The following is a 17,033-nucleotide window of genomic DNA, read 5'->3' on the forward strand; positions in this document are numbered from 1 at the left end:
TCCCGCGGCCCGGCGACCGGACGGGCGCGTCCGGTCGCCGGTTCGTTCCCGGTCGCCGGTTCGTTCCCGGTCGCCCGTTCGTTCCCGGTCGCCGGGCGGGCTCCCTGTTTCAGTCCAGTGCCATGAGGCCGGCCGCCGTCGGCCGGAAGCCGCAGCCGGCGTAGAAGTCCGCCAGCTCGGGCTCGTAGTCAACGTGGAGCCACTGCGCGCCGCGCTCGCGCGCCTGCTCGGCCGCCGTCGTCACGAGGCGGCGGCCGAGCCCCCGCCTCCGCTCCTCGGGATGCACCGTCGTGTCGAGCACGAAGGCGTGCAGCCCGCCGTCGCCCGCGACGTTGACGTATCCCACCAGCCGGTCCGCCCGGCGCGCGGCGAGCCAGAGCAGGCTGCGCTCCAGGACGGGGCCGAATCGCGTGTCGCGATGGCCGGGCCAGGCGCTCGCGAAGAGGGCGTTGAGTTCCGCGTCGGTCAGCGGCGGACTGATCTCGATGTTCATGGGCTCGCCGTCAGCAGCCGCAGTCCTCGGAGTCGGCGGGCGCGGTGAGCGTGTCCGCGGTGCGCCGCTCACGTCCCTCCCAGGTCTCGAACTCGAAGCCCTCACGCGCCCAGTACTCGAAGCCGCCGAGCATCTCCTTGACCTGGTAGCCGAGCTGGGCCAGGGCGAGAGCGGCGCGCGTCGCACCGTTGCAGCCCGGTCCCCAGCAGTACGTGACCACGGGGACGGCAGGGTCGAGGAGTTCGTGGGCCTGTTCGGCGATGAGGGCGGTGGGCAGGTGCACCGCGCCGGGAATGTGCCCCTGGTCCCAGGAGGCGGTGGAACGGGAGTCGAGGACGACGAATCCGGGGTCGCCGTCCGCCGCGAGGGCCGCCGCGACGTCGGAGACATCGGCGTGGAAGGCGAGCGACGCACCGAAGTAGGCGGCCGCCGCGGCCGGGGAGGCCGGCGGAACGCGCAGGACGGGGTTGGCTCCGGTGGTGATCAGCTGTGAGGTCATGACCAGAAATCTATGGCCAGTGATCATCTGGAGGAAGTGAGGATCCCCGGCATCCCACTTGATCTGCCGGGGATTTCCCTGTTGTCTTCCCCTCATGACCGACTATTCCCCGGACGCCACGGACTGGCGCATCCTCGACGTCCTTCAGCGCGACGGCCGGGCCTCGTTCGCCGAGCTGGCGCGCGCCGTCGCGATGTCCCCGAGCGCGGTCACCGAGCGGGTGCGCCGCCTGGAAGAACTCGGGGTGATCACCGGGTACGCCGCGGTGGTGGACCCCGATCGGCTCGGGCTGCCGATTCTCGCCCTCGTGCGGCTGCGCTACCCGAACGGCAACTACAAGCCGTTCCACGACCTGACCGACACCACGCCGGAGATCGTGGAGGCCCACCACGTGACGGGGGACGACTGCTTCGTCCTCAAGGTCACCGCCCGGTCCATGGGCCATCTGGAACAGGTCACCGGCCGGATCGGCGCCCTCGGCGCCGTGACCACCAGCATCGTGTACTCCTCCCCGCTCCCCCGGCGGCCGATCAGCCGCTGACACCGCCCGCCGTACGGTGGCGGACCGCCGACCCCTGCCGTTCCTTGACCACTTCGAGCTGGGCGGGGATGCGGCGCCGCAGATCGGCCACGTGGCTGACGATGCCGACGCTGCGGTCGCGTTCCCGCAGCGAGTCCAGCACGTCGAGCACCTCGTCGAGGGTCTGCTCGTCCAGGCTGCCGAAGCCCTCGTCGATGAAGAGCGTGTCCAGCCGTACGCCGCCTGCCTCGTCGGTGACGACGTCGGCGAGGCCGAGCGCCAGCGCGAGCGAGGCGAAGAAGGTCTCGCCGCCGGACAGGGTCGCCGTGTCGCGCTCCTTGCCGGTCCACGCGTCGACGACGTGGAGGCCGAGCCCTGCGCGGCGACCGCCGGAGCGGGCGTCCGAGTGGACCAGGGTGTAGCGGCCCGACGACATCCTCTGGAGCCGGGCGGTGGCAGCGGCGGCGACCTGTTCGAGCCGGGCCGCGAGCACGTACGCCTCCAGGCGCATCTTGCGTTCGTTGTCGGCGGAGGTGCCCGCGGTCAGCCCGGCGAGCCGGGCCACCCGCTCGTACTCCCGGCGCAGCGGCCCCAGCCCCCGGACCTCGTCGGCGGTGCGCCGCGACAGCCGGTCGAGTTCGGAGCACCGTTCCCCGGCCGCGGCGCGTGCCGCCGAGGCGTCGCGCAGTAGCCGGTCGGCGGTGGCGTACGCGGACTGCGCGGCGTCCGGATCCGCCGGCGGGCGTTCGGCGGCGGCGTGTGCGTCCTGTTCGGCGAGCCGGTCGGCGACGGCGGCGGCCTCGGCCTGCCAGGCGTCGATCCGGTGCTGGAGTTCGCGGTGCGCGACGTCGGTGAGAAGTGTCGCCGCCGCGGCGTCGGGGGTGTCGAATCCGGCCCTGAACGCGGCGTCGGCGAGCCGGTCGTCGGCCTCCTTGCGTCGCTGCGCCGCGCTCTGCTCGTCCCGAACGGCCTCGGCCGCCTCGGCGAGCAGTCCCACTCTGCGTTCCAGCCGGTGCGCGTGCGCGCCGACGGTCGCCGAATCGCCGCGCGCGGTCACCAACTCAGCCTCAAGCACGGCCTGTTCACGGTCGAGCCCCTCCCTCTGGGAGGTGCGGGCCGCGGCACGGCGCTCCGCCTGCTGGCGCTGCTCGAGCCGGCCCGCGTGCTCCCGCTCGGCGGCGGCAAGGGCTTCACGGGCGGCGTGCGTACCGGCGGCCAGGCGGTGGGCTGAGGCATGCTCCCCGGCCAACCCGGTTACCAGTGAGTCGAGTTCGGCGACCGACGGGCCGGTGACGGTGAGCTCGCCGGACTCCTCCGACGCCCCGTCCTGCACCGTCCCCTCCGCGGCCTCGGCGCTCGCCCCGGCGAACCTCTCGCGTATGGAGCCGAGTTCATGCTCCGCGGTGGTGCGCGCCGCCTCCGCGCGCCGGTGCGCGGCGAGGGCGGCCTCCTCGGTGGCCCGGTCCACATGTCCGTCTCCGGGCAGTGCGGGGTCCGGGTGGTCGGCGGAGCCGCAGACCGTGCAGGCGGCGCCGTCCACCAGCCCGGCCGCCAGTTCCGCGGCGATGTCCCGCAGGCGCCGCTCCCGCAGTTCCAGCCAGTGCTCGTGCGCCGCGAGCGCGCCCTCTCGTGCGGCGGACATCCGACGGGCGGCGGCGCCTGCCTCCACGGCGAGCGCGTCACGCCGCCGGGCCGCTTCCAGCCGCCGGCGCGCAGGGGCCAGACGACCGGCCAGCTGCTCGGCGCGGGTCGCCGCCTCCTGGGCCTCCTCTATGCGCTCCTGGAGCTCGTGCCGGGTGGCGTCCCAGCCCGCGAGCCACTGCCCGGTCTCCTGGATCAGCTCGTCGTCGGCACGTGACTGCCGTTCGAGCGTGGCCCGTTCGGCGTCGATCTCCGCGCTCCGCCGCTCGGCTCGGCGCGCCGAGTCCAGCCCGCCCAGTTCCTGACGGAACCGGCGCTCCAGCGTGGCGAGTTGCTCCGCGCCCGCGTCGGCCAGGTCGGCGGGCAGCTGGGCGCGCGACCGCTCACGGGCCTCGTTCGCCGCGCGGTACGCCCGCTCCGCCTCGTCCCGCAGGTCCAGGGCCGGGGCGACCAGGTCCGCCTTGCGCGCACGTTCCAGCCGTTCGCCGCACCGGTCCCGTTCGGGGCGGCCCGCCTCGAGCGCGGCGGCGCGGTGCCGGGTCTCCTCGTACCGCTGCTGGAGCCTGGCGAGCTCGTGTTCGGCGTCGAGCGCCTGGCGGGCCGCCGCCTGCCGGCTCTCGGCCGCGGACAGGGCCCATTCGGCGACGGTGAGCCGTTCCCGTGCGCCGGCGCGTGCCACGGCTGCCCACTCCAGGACGCCTTCGGCAAGCCCGGGCTCGCCCGGCCGGTCCTCGGGCAGCGGCCACTCCCGCCCGGCAGGCCCGGCCGCCTGCGCGATCCGCTGGGCGAGGCCGATGATCTGCTCGTCCCCTGTCCTGACCTGCGCCTCGGCGCCACGGCGGAGCTCGGCCAGCCGTTCCTCGACCGCCGCGAAGCGCCGGGTGTCGAAGAGTCTGCCGAGCAGCCTGCCGCGGGCCTCCGCGTCGGCGCGCAGGAAGCGGGCGAAGTCTCCCTGGGGCAGCAGCACGACCTGGCAGAACTGCTCCCTGCTCATCCCGATGAGCTCGGAGAGCTCCTCCCCGATCTCCTGGTGCGAACGGCTGAGGGGACGCCAGCCCTTCTCGGCGTCGTACTCCCGCAGGCGGCTCTGTGCCTTCTCGGTCGTGAAGCCGGTGCCCTTCTTCTTGCGGCGGGGCTGGGCCGGCAGCCGGGTCACCTCCAGGCGGCGCTCGCCGACGGTCAGCTCCAGGCAGACCTCGGTGGGCAGTCCTTCCGGAGCGTGATCGCTGCGCAGTGAGGTGCCGGGGCTCTGCCGGGCGCCGGGTACCGCCCCGTACAGCGCGTAGCAGACGGCGTCGAGGACGGAGGTCTTCCCGGCGCCGGTCGGGCCGTGCAGCAGGAAGAGTCCGGCCGAGGAGAGCGCGTCGAAGTCGACCTCCTGGGTGGCGCCGAAGGGGCCGAAGGCCGTGATCGCGAGCCGGTGGAGCCTCACCGCGACACCTCGTCCACGCCGCTGTCCACCCGTACGTCGTCGAAGGCGGCGCGCAGCACCGTCCGTTCCTGCTCGTCCGGTCCGCTGCCACCGCGCACATGGGCCACGAAGTCCTCCGCGATCTGGTGGTCGTCGCGTCCTCTGAGGCGCTGTGCGTACGAGGCGAGGGGGTCGTCGGGGGCCCGTTCCGGGTCGAAGACCAGGCTCAGGGTGTGCGGGAAGCGCTCCATGAGACGGGCCATCGGCTCGTCCGGGCGCACCGGGTCGGTGAGCGTGGCCTCCACCCAGGACTCCCGGTGCTCCTCGTGACGGGGGTCGTCGAGCAGGGTGTCGAGGTGTCCGCGGAGCCGGACGAGGCCGCGGGGCACCGGGCAGTCGACGCGTTCGGCGGCGAGGGAGCCCTCCCCGTCGAGATCGACCAGCCACATCGTCTTGCGGTGGTCCGCTTCGGAGAAGGAGTAGGCGAGCGGGGAGCCGGAGTAGCGCACGCGCTCGGTGACGCGCTGGCTGCCGTGCAGATGCCCCAGTGCCACGTAGTCGACGCCGTCGAAGACTCCGGCCGGCACGGCGGCGACCCCGCCGACGGTGATGTCGCGTTCGCTGTCGCTGGGCTCGCCGCCCGCGACAAAGGCATGGGCGAGGACCACCGACCGGGTCCCGGCCGGCCTGGTCGCGAGGTCGGCGCGGACCCGGTCCATGGCGGCCGTGAGGACCGCCTCGTGGCCCGCCCTGGAGGCACCAAGGGTGTCCTTGACGAGCGCGGGTTCCAGATAGGGCAGCCCGTAGAACGCCACCTCGCCGTGTCCGTCGCTCAGGACGACGGGGGTGCCGCAGCCCTCGGGGTCGGTACGCAGGTGGATTCCGGCCCGCCCGATCAGACCGGCGCCGACGCCGAGCCTGCGGGCCGAGTCGTGGTTCCCGGAGATCATGACGGTCGGGACTCCGGCGGCGGCGAGACGGTGCAGGGCGTCGTCGAACAGCTCGACGGCGGACAGCGGCGGCACGGCCCGGTCGTAGACGTCCCCGGACACCAGGACGACGTCGGCCCCGCGCTCGTCCACCGTGGCCACCAGGTGATCGAGGAAGGTCCGCTGGGCGTCCAGCATCGGCACACGGTGGAGCGAGCGCCCCAGATGCCAGTCCGAGGTGTGCAGAATCCTCAAGACACCACTCCGACGGCTACGACCTGCATGTTCTTCTTCCTCTGCCCGCGGGCCGGCCCGTGGTCCCACGATCGGCACCGACCACGCTAACGCCGGTGGTCTCCGGATCCCGCACGAATCATGGTTTCAGACGTCCCCGTACGCTTCCCCGCCCAGTTCGAGCGTGGCCGACCCCGCCGTCGCATCGGCCAGCCAGGCCGTGAATCCTTCGACGTCGGCGTCCGGCAGGCCGATCGCGATGGTCACCGCCTCCGCGTAGCCGACCTCGCGGACGGCGATGCCGGTGGCCCGCAGATCGTTCTCCAGCTTGCCCGCGCGCTGGTGGTCCACCGTGACCGTCGCCAGCCGGAAGCGCCGGCGCGCGATCGTGCCGACCTCGTCGAGCGCTTCGCCGACGGCTCCGCCGTAGGCCCGGATCAGTCCGCCGGCGCCGAGCTTCACACCCCCGTAGTAGCGGGTGACGACAGCGACGACGTAACGCATCTCACGGCGCATGAGCATGTGCAGCATGGGAACGCCGGCCGTCCCGCCGGGCTCGCCGTCGTCGGACGCCTTCTGTACGGAGGCGTCGGCGCCGATCACGTACGCGAAGCAGTTGTGGCTGGCGGTGGGGTGCTCCTTGCGTACGCGTGCGACGAAGTCCTGCGCCTCCTGCTCGGTGGCGGCGGGCGCGAGCGCGCAGATGAAGCGCGACCGGCTGATCTCGGTCTCGTGCACGCCCGCTCGGGCGACTGTCCGGTACTGCTCCTGCATCCGGCCACCCTATGCGCCGCTCGGAGCGGGTACGGCCGCCCGCCCGTGACACCGGAGTTCCGGGCGGCGGGCGCCGCCGGTCCTGCGTGGGAATCCCCGGCGCCCGCCGCAGGTTGCCCAGTCAGTGAGTATTCGCGTCTGCGGGAAGGCATGACATGCACGGCGATCACGACACCATCCGCAAGATCCTCACCGAGTCGGGTGACGTCTGGGCCGTCGTCGGCCTGTCGTCGAACGAGTCCCGCGCGGCCTACGGGGTCGCGGCGGTGCTCCAGCGCTACGGCAAGAAGATCGTGCCGGTGCATCCCAAGGCCGAGACCGTGCACGGGGAACCGGGCTATCCGTCCCTGGACGCCATTCCGTTCAAGGTCGACGTGGTGGACGTGTTCGTGAACAGCGATCTCGCGGGCGCCGTCGCCGACGAGGCGGTGGCCATCGGGGCCGGAGCCGTCTGGTTCCAGCTCGGGGTCGTCGACGAGGCCGCCTACGGGCGGACCACGGCGGCCGGGCTCGACATGGTCATGGACCGCTGCCCCGCCATCGAGATCCCGCTCCTCGGCTGAGCACCACGAGGCGTGCTGTCGCGCGGAGCCGTCGGCCGGGACAATGACCGGTGTGAGCGACCTCCTCAGCGGTGAGCGGTTGGCCGTCCAGTTGTCGGAGCTCGGCGTGCGTCGGGGCGGAGTGCTGCTGGTGCACGCCTCGATGCGCTCCGTCGGCGCGGTCGACGGTGGCGTGCGGACGATGGTGGATGCCCTGCGGCTGGCCGTGGGGCCGGAGGGGACCCTCGTGGTCCCCGCGATCACTCCGGAGAACTCCGACACCTCGCCCGCGTACCGGCGCAGCGTCCACGGTCTCACCGACGAGGCGCGCGAGGCGGTGCGCGCCGCGATGCCCCCGTTCGACCGGGCGACCACGCCCGCGCCGTCCGTGGGCCGGCTCGCCGAGGCGGTGCGGCTGACACCGGGCGCCGAGCGCAGCGGCCACCCGCAGACCTCGTTCGCCGCGCTGGGGCCCGCGGCCCGGACCCTGACCGCGGGCCACAGCCCCGACTGCCACTACGGCGAGGCGTCCCCGCTCGCCCGGCTGTATGCGTGCGATGCGCGCATCCTGCTGCTGGGGACGGGGTTCGACACGTGTACCGCCTTCCACCTCGCCGAGTACCGGGTGACGCGTCCGCCCCGCCGCCGCTACCGCTGCGTGGTGACGGCGCAGGGGCTGCGGCGTTGGTGGGAGTACGAGGACGTCGATCTGGACGACAGCGACTTCGCCGCGCTGGGCCGGGATTTCGAACGGTCGGACACCACGGGGGCCGTGCGCGCGGGACCGGTCGGGGCGGCGCACAGCAGGCTCGTCCGCCTCACCGCAGCCGTCGACTTCGCGGCCGGATGGCTGGACGAGCACCGGGTGGCCCGCCCGGCGGACCCGGCGGAAGCGATCCGTCCGTAGTGCACGGGCCACCGGGCAGGACTGCGACCTGCAGGCGGGCTACGACCGTTGGCCGGAGCACGTATGTACCAACTGCCGTGCCTGCGCTCATACTTGCGGCGTGTCGGACCTATGGGGGAGGCGCCGGATGAAGCAGTTGATCTGCACCGAGGACGGCCGTCAACTGGCCGTCGAGCACTACGGCAAGCCGCACGGAAGACCCGTCTTTCTTCTGCACGGCACGCCGGGCAGCCGGCTCGGGCCGGCCCCCCGGGGCTCCGTGCTGTACCGGCTCGGCGTGCACCTCATCGCCTACGACCGCCCGGGTTACGGGGATTCGGACCGGCTCCCGGGGCGCCCCGTGGCGCATGTCGCCCAGGACGTCGCCACGATCGCGGACGCGCTGGGCATCGAGCGGTTCGGCGTCGTAGGCCGGTCCGGCGGGGCGCCGCACGCCCTCGCCTGCGCGGCGCTGCTGCCGGGCCGTGCGGCCAGGACCGCGGCGCTCGTCGGACTGGCGCCGCGCGACGCGCAGGGCCTGGACTGGTTCGACGGCATGACCGAGTCGAATGTCCGCGAGTACGACAACGCCGCTGCCGGACCACGCCAGTTGACGGCCGCGCTGGAGTTCCGGTCGACGACGATCCGGGCGGATCCGGCGGGCATGGTGGCCGATATGCACAGCACGCTCCCCGCGTCGGATCGGGGCATCGTCGCCGATGCCGGCATCCGGGCGATGCTCACCCGCAACTTCGCCGAGGGGCTGCGCAGTTCGGCCGACGGCTGGGTCGACGACGTGATGTCGTTCAGCACCGACTGGGGGTTCCGCCCCGAGGACATCGCCTCGCCGGTCCTGCTCTGGCACGGCGAGGACGACGTCTTCGCACCCGTGTCGCACACCCGGTGGCTGGCCGAGCACATCCCCGGTGCCGAACTGGTGGTGGAGCGGGGCGCCGCACACTTCGGCGCACTGAGGGTGCTGGCCCGGGTCCTCGACTGGACGTCCAGGTGAACCACCGGCCCTGACCCGGGCCCCCGGGCGGACGTCCAGGCGAACCGCCCGCCGGGGACCGGGCCCCCGGCCGGACGTCCTGCTGAACCGTCCGGCCGGGACCCGCCCCGCTCCCCGTGTGCCGCCCGGCCTCAGACCGGCTGCGGCTCCAGGTCGCGGCTGACCCGGCGCCAGGAGCGGGCCGACTCGGTGATCGGGTGGTCCGCCCCCAGCCGCGCCGCGGCCGGATCGAGGACCTCGGCCCGCATCCGCTGCGCCTCGACCTCGCGGCCCGCCGCACGCAGGGTGATCGCGAGGTTGGAGCGGCAGACGAGCACATCGGGGTGGGCCGCCCCGTACCTCGCCATCAGCCCTTCCAGCGCGACGCGTTCCCACTGTTCCGCGTCCTCGGGGCGGTGCAGGTCTCCGTAGGCGTTGGCGAGGTTGATCGCCGCGCACAGCGTGTAGGGGTGGGCCGGCCCCAACTGGTCCTCCAGCAGGGCCCGGACGTCCTCGCCCACCTCCGCCGCCCGCCGGGCCTCGCCGAGCCCCCGCAGGTAGATACCGACGTTGTTGCGGCAGGCCAGCGTGAAGGGGTGTTCCTCGCCCAGGCTCTCCCGGTAGCCCTCCAGCGACTGGAGGGCGAGGTCGAGGGCCGCCTGCTTGTCCCCGACCGCCGAGAAGTCGGCGGCCAGGTTCAGCCCGCAGGCCAGGGCGTCGGGCACCTTGGCCCCGTACCTCCCCCGGTAGCGGCTGTACGTCTCCTCGGTGAGCCGCTTCGCCTCGTGCGGATGTCCGGCCTTGCGCAGCGACACCGCGAGGCTCTTGGCCGTACGCAGCGCCTCGGGTACGTCGGCGTTGAGCACGCTCCGGTCGAAGGCGGCGATCACCTCGCGCAGGACCTGTACCGAAGCCTCGTACTCCCCGGTCTCCCGCAGGTCACGGGCGAGGTGGCCCTTGGTGGTGAGGGTGTAGGGGTGGTCCACGGTGAGCAGGGCGCTCCGCCGCTCGACGGTCTGCTCGTCCAGCCGCCTGGCGCGCTCGCTGTCGCCGGTCAGCCGGTAGTCGATCGCGAGGTTGTTGGCGGCCGTCAGGGTGCGCGGGTGGTCCTCGCCGAAGGTCTCACGCATGCCGCGGTAGATCCGCACGTCCCGTTCCAGCGCCTCGTCGAAGCGGCCCAGGGCCCGCAGGTCGGCGGCGAGGCTCCCGGTGGTGATCAGCACGTTCGGGTGGTCGGGGTGGAACACCCGGATCTGCCGCTCCCTCGTGTCCTCGTCCAGGGCGAGCGCCGCGTGGTACTTGCCCTGGGCCCGGAGCGCGTTGGCCAGTTCGAAGCGGAGGTTCAGCGTCTGCTTGTCGTCCTCGCCGAGTTCCCGGGTCCAGGTGCGGTTGAGCTGTGTCCCCAGGAGCCGTGCGTTCTCCAGTTCACCGCGCTTGAGGAGGTAGCGGATCCGGTCGAGCATGAGCTGGCGGCCCGACTCCTCGTCGCAGTCGGCGATGCCCGATGCCCCGAGGTGCGGCCAGATCAGCTCGAAGCTCGGCCAGGTGCGCGGGTCGTTCACCGGGCTGTCCAGTTCCCCGGTGTCCTGCGGCCGGGCAGCCGCCAGAGTGACGTGCACCTCGTGCGCCGCCTTCTCCTGCTCGTCCGGGGACATCCCGGATCGGACGGCGGCCTGCACGAGACGGTGCACCTGGATGCTGCTGTCGGCGGGGTCCACCTTGGCGAGCGCGAAGCGGTTGAGCGCCTGGGTGACCTTGCCGAGCATGTACCGCTCGCGCAGGTCGGGGTCGTACGGCAGGAGCGAGCGCAGCATCGAGTCGCTGCCGATGAGACTCATCGAGATCGGCTCGGCCGAGAAGAAGGCGCACAGCTCCAGGAGCCGTACGGCGGCCTGGGACTCCTCGCGGAGCCTGGCGATGGAGATGTTCCAGGTGGCGCCGATCTGCTGGGCGTAGTCGTCGGGTGTGCCCAGGGACAGGACCTTGGTGCTCTGTTCCCGGAGCTGCTGCACGTAGTCGTCGACCGGGGTGGCCGTTTCGGCGAGCCAGGCGGCCGCGACCTCGACGGCCAGCGGCAGGTCGCCGACGGCCTCGGCCACGCGGTCCGCGTCCCGTGCGGGCAGCTTGCGGACCCGTCGGCAGATGTGTTCGACGCTCTCGGAGCGGATGAAGACCTCGACCTCCGTCGTCTCGACCTGGGCCGATACCGGCTTGTTGCGGCAGGTGGCGAGGATGTGGCCGTAGAGGGAGCCCGAGATGGGCGCGGTCTCGTCGGCGAAGACGTCCAGGGCGCTGTCGAGGTCCTCGACGTTGTCGAAGATGAGCAGCCAGCGGGAGTACGGCGTTCCGCTGCGTAACGCCTCCAGGGCCGCCATGGCGGCGTCGGTGACCCCGTCACCGGTGCGCAGTCCCATCTCGGCGGCCAGTTCGGCGAGCGAGGAGAGCACCCGGTCTGGCTGCTCGGACTCGACCCACCACACCAGGTCGTAGTCGGCGCGGAAGCGATGGGCGTACTCCCGGGCGACCTGGGTCTTCCCGACCCCGCCGAGTCCGTAGAGGACCTGGGGCAGGCGCTGCCCCGAGCGGGTGTCGCCGCGCAACTGGTCGCGGAGTCTTTCCAGTACGGAGGCGCGCCCGGTGAACCAGGCGTGCCGGGGGCGTACGTTCCACACCTGCGGCGCTGCGCCCGGGAAGCGGGGGCCGCCCACCGGCACGGGCGGCGACGCGGCGGGCTCGTCCCGGTCCAGGGCGCCGAGGAGTGCGGAGGCGGCCTCGTTCTCGTCGAGCCGCACGAGGTCGACGACCGCGCGGCTGCTCGCGGGCAGGTTCAGCCGTACGTCTCCGACCCGGACGGGTATCAGCTGGCGGCGGCTCCCGGTGGGGTCGAGGCTGACCACGGAGTCCCACAGGTTCCTGGCCTGGAGGGAGTTCTGGTACGCCTGCGAGACGACGGAGACGACGCGGTACGTGCCCCCCGGGGCGAACGCGGACTCCGCGCCCGCCACCTGTGCCGTCCGGACGTCGACGCCGACGACGTGGAAACCCGCCCGGGTGAGCACGGCCTCCAGCCAGTCGGCCCACATCTGGTCCTCGGCCACGTAGGTGAGCACCACGTTGGACGGCGGGACGGGCCGCCGCCGGGTGTACGCCGCGACGTAGCCGAGCCGTTCGGCCTCGTCCATCGGCGGCAGCGCGCTCACCGCTCCGTCGGTGAGCACCGAGGTGAGGCGCTCGCAGGAGGTGAGCATGGAGCTGGACACGTTGGGCGCGTCCCCGAAGGTCGCGAGGATCTCCTCGTACGCGTAGAAGGGCCGGTAGGGAATCTCCACCGAGCCCCAGTAGCCCGCCAGTTCCTCGCTGCTCAGTCCGCTCGGGAAACCGCTGAAGCTCTCCCGGGCGAGGGCCCGGCCGGCGTCGGCCTTCTCCTTCTCGCCGTCGTCGATGCGCATCGGTACCGGCAGGATGCGGATGTGCTTGTCGTGGAAGCGCTCTTCGATGTCGCGGGCCACGGCGGCGGCACCGTCGATGCTCTGATCGCTCAACGTGAAGCAGACGACCAGCACTTGAGGCATCTGGACGGTGCAGATGTCCCCGATGTCACTGATCCCGGTCCGGCTGTCGATGAGGGTGTAGTCGTAATGGCGCTGCATGTCGGTACGCATCGCGTCGAAGAACTGGCCGCCGTCGTAACGCTCGTAGAAGTCCTCCCAGTCCATCCGTCCCACGGTCGCCGAGTAGTCCCGGTTGCGCCGCCCCGCGGAGACGAAGTCGAGGCTCCCGCCGAAGGGGAAGGTCCAGTTCAGGGAGGTGGCGTGCGGGCGGACCCGGGCGTAGTCGCGGTGCCATTCGGGCTCCCGCTCGGCGGGCCGTCGTACCTCCTCCTGGTATTCGGTGATCAGGTTGATCACCCCGGGAGTGGCCTCCAGGTCGGAGAAGTCGAGAAAGGGGTGGAAGAAGCGGTGCAGGCCCGGCGCCTCCAGGTCCCAGTCGACGGCGAGCACCCGATATCCGTTGGCTGCCAGGATCCAGGCGGTGTTGGCCAGAGCCATGGTGCGCCCGGTGCCGCCTTTGTACGAGTAAAAGGTGACGATGGTGCCTTCACGGTTCTCGGACATCCGAGGATCCCTCCACGTCGTCGGCATTGGCTTTGGCCTGGTGCGATCCGTCAGGAGGGGTGACGTGAACATCGGCGCCGTAACCGACGCCGCCGGGTAGCACGCGTGGTATCCGCCCGCCCCGCCCCTCCGGGGGGTAGGTCTTCGCCTGAGCCGTGTAGTGCCGGTCGGCAGCCCGCACCGCGCGCGGCAGCTCCTCGCTGAACGCTTCGAGCGTGGGCACTCCGGCGCCGGGTGAGCGGTGGCCGCCGGTCGTCTCGGCCGCGAAGATCTCCGCGGCGGAGTGCAGGGATTCCGAACGGTGCACGGAATCCGGGTCCTCGCGGTTCCAGGGGACCATGATGCTGATCCAGGGCCGGTCCTGGGCGCAGAGCCGCCGCAGCAGATCCCTTCGGTGCGGGGCTTCGAGCGCCCACTGGTCGAGAAGCAGCAGCCCCGGGGCGCTGGGACCCCCGGCGGCCAGCAGCCGTTCGGCCTCGGCCTCGAAGTCGCCCACCCGCACCAGGTAGTCGAGGTTGCGCACGAGATCGCCCGCGTGGTCGGCGAGCGGGCGGGAGGACTTGGGGTGGTACGGGTTCCAGTCCCGGGCATCCGCCCCGTAGCAGTCGGGGCCCCGGTCCTCCGGCCGGTCGGCCTGCGAACAGGCGAGCACGGCTATGTCCATCTCGCGGGCGGGCCCCGGCGGCCCGAAGGCGCTCGGCACCGCCAGGTAGTCCTGGTGGGGATGGCCCTCGGCCATCCGAATCTCCTCGGCGACCTTGACGATGCGTTTGGCCAGCAGGTACACCGCACGCTCGTACTGGTCCCTGAGGTATCTGAGCTTGATCAGCCCGTAGAAGCCCTCACCGGCGTAGTCGTCCCCGAAGGTCGCGTGGTTGAACTGGAGCCGCTCCGCCGGCTGCGGAAGCTGCTTGGGCGGTACGGGCACCCAGAGCGCGGGGACGATCCCGGTCATCGGGGTGCTGTTGTACTGGGCAGCCTGATGGTGCACGGCCCGGCTTGAGAACGCGTACCATTCACGGCCGCACTGTTCGCTCAGGAAATAGCGCGGCGAGTAGAGCGGCACGAAGACCCGGCAGTACGCCAGCGCCTCGGACAGCCTCTCCTGCCACCCTTCGCCCGGCTGCATCTGCTGATCCATGAATCCGGCGGGTACGCCCGCCGGAAGTGAGGTCAGTTGCAGTACGTGCGCGCACAGGTCCCGATAGAACCTCTCCACCCAGACGTTCGGGTCCTTGTCCTTCGGATGGTTCTTCGGCGTATGCGCGTAGCTGAGAAAGAAGTATGGCTTTGGTTCGTCTCCCCCGGCTCCCACAGCTCCACTGGCCAACGTCTCCCCCGGTCCCTGTTGCTGGGCCCTCAGTGTAGGAAACGTCGATTCCCCGGCGGAACCACGCGAACACATCAATTAGCTGATCCAATTGATCAAATCTCAATTTGGATCAATCAATTGATGCCATATCTGCCAAATCCGGAGCTGTATATGATCATTGGCCGGAAGAAGCCGACGCGTTCCAGGCCGCCCGGTGCATCTCCGCAGCCCGTCGCGCGTCGGCGAGGGCGGCCTGCGGAACCTTCTCCGCCGACCAGCCCGCGACCGTCTCCCCCATGCCCGCGACGAAGCGCTCGCCCAGGGGGGTGAGCACCCCGGATCCGGCGAGTTCGTCCACCGCGGCGGCCGTCTGCTCGCGCCACCGGGCGAACTGCGCCTCGGCCGCACGCACGGCCGGCCCGGAGGCATTCAGTCGTCGCACCCGCCAGAAGTCCGTCACGGCGATGTGGGCGTACGTGCCCTGCATCAGGCCCTCCAGGGGCCGCGGATCGTCGCGCCAGGGAGCGTAGAACAGCCGGCCCCCGTCGTCCGGGTCGTACAGGTCGTGGCTGTCCAGGACCGCACCCAGCTTGACGTGCTGGAACTCGTGGACGATCAGCAGGGCGAGCAGGTCGGGCGTGACGGGCCGCGCGGCACCGATCGCGCCGAACGCCTCCCGGGACGCGGCGCTCACATCGCTGCCGTCCGGTGCGTGCAGCGGGGTGACGGCGCGCAGCCCCGCGGCCACTCCCGGCGCGTAGACGGGCAGTTCACGCCGGATCAGCGACCAGGCGTCGGCGAGGTCCTCGGACCACAGCTTCGCCTCGCCTCCGGAGAGCCGGTCCGAGACGGGCCACTGGTGGCTGTCGCGCATCGGGTCGGTGTCCTCCAGCGCCACGGTCCAGCCGGGCAGTTCCACCAGCCGTACGGGCCGCCAGTTCGGGACGAGCCCGTCGGCGCCGCTGTCCCAGCCGATCTCCAGGCACCGCCCCGCGGCCCGCACCGTGAACCCGTCCGGGCCCGCCTCCACCTCGGCCAGCTCCGTGTCGCCGGGGAGCGACACCGTGCCGAGGCCCGGCAGCCTCAGCAGCCCCTCGCGCACCGGCACCGTGACCCTGTCGCCGCGCCGGGCGCGCAGGGCGCAGGCGGCGGCGATCTCCGCGAGCCCCTTTCCCGCGGTGTCCGGGGCGCGGCCGTCCAGCGCCCGCAGGGCCCAGGGCCGCAGATACGGATGCGCGACCACGGCGTCCACCACGGCGGGCAGCGAGGTGTCGAGATCGACCAGCAGCTCCCAGGCCGGGATTCCGTACCGGTCGGTCCGGGGACCCCGTTCGTGCACGGCCGCGAGGAGGTGCCTGTCGAGATCCAGCTGGCTCTCCGCCAGCCGCTCCACGGTCCCGGCACCGCCGAATCCCCTGGCCAGTTCCTCCAGGTCGAGGTCGGCGAGCGACGGCTCCGGCGCGGCGGCGGGGGCGATGGCCTCCCGGTCCCGGATGTTCACGATGAGCTCCATCAGATCGGCGCAGAACACCGAGGGGTTGTCGAAACCACTGCCTCCGCTGCCGGTCCGGTACCGGTGGGCATAGAGACCGCCGCCGCAGGAGGTGACCACCGGGCAGGCCCTGCACTCCTCGGCGAGCCCCTCGATCCCCTGCTGCCGGGAGAGCAGCCCGGGGTGGCCGAGCACCTCGTCCAGCGAGTGCGTGAAGACGTCCATCCCGGTCGCGGGCGCGTCCTCGTAGGCCGTTTTCAGACTGTCCGCCTGCTCGAACGTTCCGTCGGTCTCGATCACCACGAGGTCGGCGGGCGCCAGTCCGAGGGATTCGGTGAGGCTGCTCTCGCCGCGCAGCGTGCGCCGGACGGAGTCGAAGAGGCGCACGGGTACGGGCCGCCCGTCCGCCTCCCAGCGCCGGTGGACGACGTCCAGCCAGTCCGCGTACGGCGTCGTCGAGCCGTCCGGGCGGGGCGGCGGTACGTCCCAGGTCGCGTGCGGCAGGAGGAAGTCCATGCGGGGCGGGTCGAGGGCGACGAGTGCCTCGTACACGGCGACGGGATCGTTCTCGATGTCGATCGTGCAGAGCAGGCCGGCGAACAGGTGCCGGTAGCGGGGCGTGCTGAGCAGGTGGACGGCCTTGAGGACCTGCGCGTGGCTGCTGCGGCCGTCGGCGTAGCGGCGGTGGCGGTCGTTGGAGGTCCGGTCTCCGTCCAGCGACACTCCGACCTTGATGCCCAGGTCTCGGAAGAGCTCGCAGAACCGTTCGTTCAGCAGTACGCCGTTGGTGTGGATGCGCAGATCGAGGGTGCTCACGCCGTCCAGTGCGCGGTAGAGCTCCTCGGCCGCCGTCCGCAGCCTCGCGGTGCCCGCGAGCAGCGGTTCACCGCCGTGCAGGACGACATGGACCTCGGGAAGGCAATGGTCCCGGGCGTGGTCGGCGATCCGCTCCGCCGCCTTGGCCAGGATTTCTTGGGACACCACCTTGGGCCGGCCACGCCAACTCGTGTCAGCGTGCTCGTACACGTAGCAGTGGTCGCAAGCGAGGTCACAGCGGCTGTGCATCTTCAGCACAAATTGACTCAAGGAGAGCGGCGGCCGGTCCATGGTGGTGTCTGTGTCCGGCTACTCAGACCGACGACTGAAAGGCCGCGACGACCAGCGGACTCGCCCCTGAGCCGGTCGACAGCAGAC

Annotated in this window: 12 protein-coding genes; 4 read left to right on the top strand and 8 right to left on the bottom strand. The window is 72.1% G+C overall.

Annotated elements, in window-relative coordinates; all coding sequences use genetic code 11:
• Nucleotides 1-109 precede the first annotated feature (109 nt).
• Complete coding sequence (locus OG230_RS04790) at nucleotides 110-493, bottom strand: GNAT family N-acetyltransferase (protein ID WP_328908872.1); 384 nt, start codon at nucleotides 491-493, stop codon at nucleotides 110-112.
• Between the two features lie 10 nt (nucleotides 494-503).
• A complete protein-coding gene (locus tag OG230_RS04795; RefSeq protein WP_328908873.1) occupies nucleotides 504-992 on the bottom strand; it encodes a rhodanese-like domain-containing protein in 489 nt (162 codons plus the stop codon).
• 94 nt (nucleotides 993-1,086) lie between these two features.
• Here OG230_RS04795 and OG230_RS04800 point away from each other — a divergent pair, with 94 nt between their 5' ends.
• Nucleotides 1,087-1,533 (top strand): Lrp/AsnC family transcriptional regulator, encoded by a 447-nt coding sequence (locus tag OG230_RS04800; protein ID WP_328908874.1) that lies wholly within the window; start codon nucleotides 1,087-1,089, stop codon nucleotides 1,531-1,533.
• Here OG230_RS04800 and OG230_RS04805 read toward each other — a convergent pair.
• The 3 genes from OG230_RS04805 to OG230_RS04815 all read right to left on the bottom strand — a co-directional run bounded on the left by OG230_RS04805 (nucleotide 1,523) and on the right by OG230_RS04815 (nucleotide 6,501).
• Entirely contained in the window at nucleotides 1,523-4,585 is a 3,063-nt protein-coding gene (locus OG230_RS04805; protein WP_328908875.1) for an SMC family ATPase, read from the bottom strand. The two genes, OG230_RS04800 and OG230_RS04805, sit on opposite strands and share 11 nt — an antisense overlap.
• Nucleotides 4,582-5,748 (bottom strand): exonuclease SbcCD subunit D, encoded by a 1,167-nt coding sequence (locus OG230_RS04810; protein ID WP_328908876.1) that lies wholly within the window; start codon nucleotides 5,746-5,748, stop codon nucleotides 4,582-4,584. The genes OG230_RS04805 and OG230_RS04810 overlap by 4 nt, the downstream gene beginning before the upstream one ends.
• 126 nt (nucleotides 5,749-5,874) lie before the next feature.
• Nucleotides 5,875-6,501: a YigZ family protein gene (locus tag OG230_RS04815; protein WP_328908877.1), complete on the bottom strand. Its 627-nt coding sequence runs from the start codon at nucleotides 6,499-6,501 to the stop codon at nucleotides 5,875-5,877.
• Nucleotides 6,502-6,656: 155 nt separating this feature from the next.
• Here OG230_RS04815 and OG230_RS04820 point away from each other — a divergent pair, with 155 nt between their 5' ends.
• The 3 genes from OG230_RS04820 (at nucleotide 6,657) to OG230_RS04830 (ending at nucleotide 8,941) form a co-directional block, all read left to right on the top strand.
• Complete coding sequence (locus tag OG230_RS04820) at nucleotides 6,657-7,064, top strand: CoA-binding protein (RefSeq protein WP_328908878.1); 408 nt, start codon at nucleotides 6,657-6,659, stop codon at nucleotides 7,062-7,064.
• A gap of 43 nt (nucleotides 7,065-7,107) precedes the next feature.
• Entirely contained in the window at nucleotides 7,108-7,950 is an 843-nt protein-coding gene (locus OG230_RS04825; protein ID WP_328908879.1) for an aminoglycoside N(3)-acetyltransferase, read from the top strand.
• Between the two features lie 127 nt (nucleotides 7,951-8,077).
• On the top strand, nucleotides 8,078-8,941 hold the full coding sequence (locus OG230_RS04830) for an alpha/beta fold hydrolase (protein WP_328908880.1): 864 nt from the start codon (nucleotides 8,078-8,080) through the stop codon (nucleotides 8,939-8,941).
• A 131-nt stretch (nucleotides 8,942-9,072) separates the two neighbouring features.
• Here OG230_RS04830 and fxsT read toward each other — a convergent pair whose 3' ends face one another.
• The 3 genes from fxsT to OG230_RS04845 all read right to left on the bottom strand — a co-directional run bounded on the left by fxsT (nucleotide 9,073) and on the right by OG230_RS04845 (nucleotide 16,946).
• A complete protein-coding gene (gene fxsT / locus OG230_RS04835; RefSeq protein ID WP_328908881.1) occupies nucleotides 9,073-13,035 on the bottom strand; it encodes an FxSxx-COOH system tetratricopeptide repeat protein in 3,963 nt (1,320 codons plus the stop codon).
• A complete protein-coding gene (locus OG230_RS04840) occupies nucleotides 13,019-14,350 on the bottom strand; it encodes a TIR-like protein FxsC (protein WP_328908882.1) in 1,332 nt (443 codons plus the stop codon). The genes fxsT and OG230_RS04840 overlap by 17 nt, the downstream gene beginning before the upstream one ends.
• Nucleotides 14,351-14,522: 172 nt before the next feature.
• Nucleotides 14,523-16,946 carry an FxsB family cyclophane-forming radical SAM/SPASM peptide maturase gene (locus OG230_RS04845; protein WP_328908883.1) on the bottom strand — a complete coding sequence of 808 codons (2,424 nt, stop codon included), beginning with the start codon at nucleotides 16,944-16,946 and terminating at the stop codon, nucleotides 14,523-14,525.
• Between the last annotated feature and the right edge of the window lie 87 nt (nucleotides 16,947-17,033).

This window comes from Streptomyces sp. NBC_00234, from assembly GCF_036195325.1.
Lineage (GTDB): Bacteria > Actinomycetota > Actinomycetes > Streptomycetales > Streptomycetaceae > Streptomyces.

What these genes read in the sequence shown, in the direction of transcription:
- OG230_RS04820 (WP_328908878.1), top strand. Translation starts at nt 6,657, where the DNA reads ATGCACGGCGATCACGACACCATCCGCAAGATCCTCACCGAGTCGGGT.
- fxsT (WP_328908881.1), bottom strand. Translation starts at nt 13,035, where the DNA reads ATGTCCGAGAACCGTGAAGGCACCATCGTCACCTTTTACTCGTACAAA.
- OG230_RS04795 (WP_328908873.1), bottom strand. Translation starts at nt 992, where the DNA reads ATGACCTCACAGCTGATCACCACCGGAGCCAACCCCGTCCTGCGCGTT.
- OG230_RS04825 (WP_328908879.1), top strand. Translation starts at nt 7,108, where the DNA reads ATGACCGGTGTGAGCGACCTCCTCAGCGGTGAGCGGTTGGCCGTCCAG.
- OG230_RS04800 (WP_328908874.1), top strand. Translation starts at nt 1,087, where the DNA reads ATGACCGACTATTCCCCGGACGCCACGGACTGGCGCATCCTCGACGTC.
- OG230_RS04790 (WP_328908872.1), bottom strand. Translation starts at nt 493, where the DNA reads ATGAACATCGAGATCAGTCCGCCGCTGACCGACGCGGAACTCAACGCC.
- OG230_RS04845 (WP_328908883.1), bottom strand. Translation starts at nt 16,946, where the DNA reads ATGGACCGGCCGCCGCTCTCCTTGAGTCAATTTGTGCTGAAGATGCAC.
- OG230_RS04830 (WP_328908880.1), top strand. Translation starts at nt 8,078, where the DNA reads ATGAAGCAGTTGATCTGCACCGAGGACGGCCGTCAACTGGCCGTCGAG.
- OG230_RS04815 (WP_328908877.1), bottom strand. Translation starts at nt 6,501, where the DNA reads ATGCAGGAGCAGTACCGGACAGTCGCCCGAGCGGGCGTGCACGAGACC.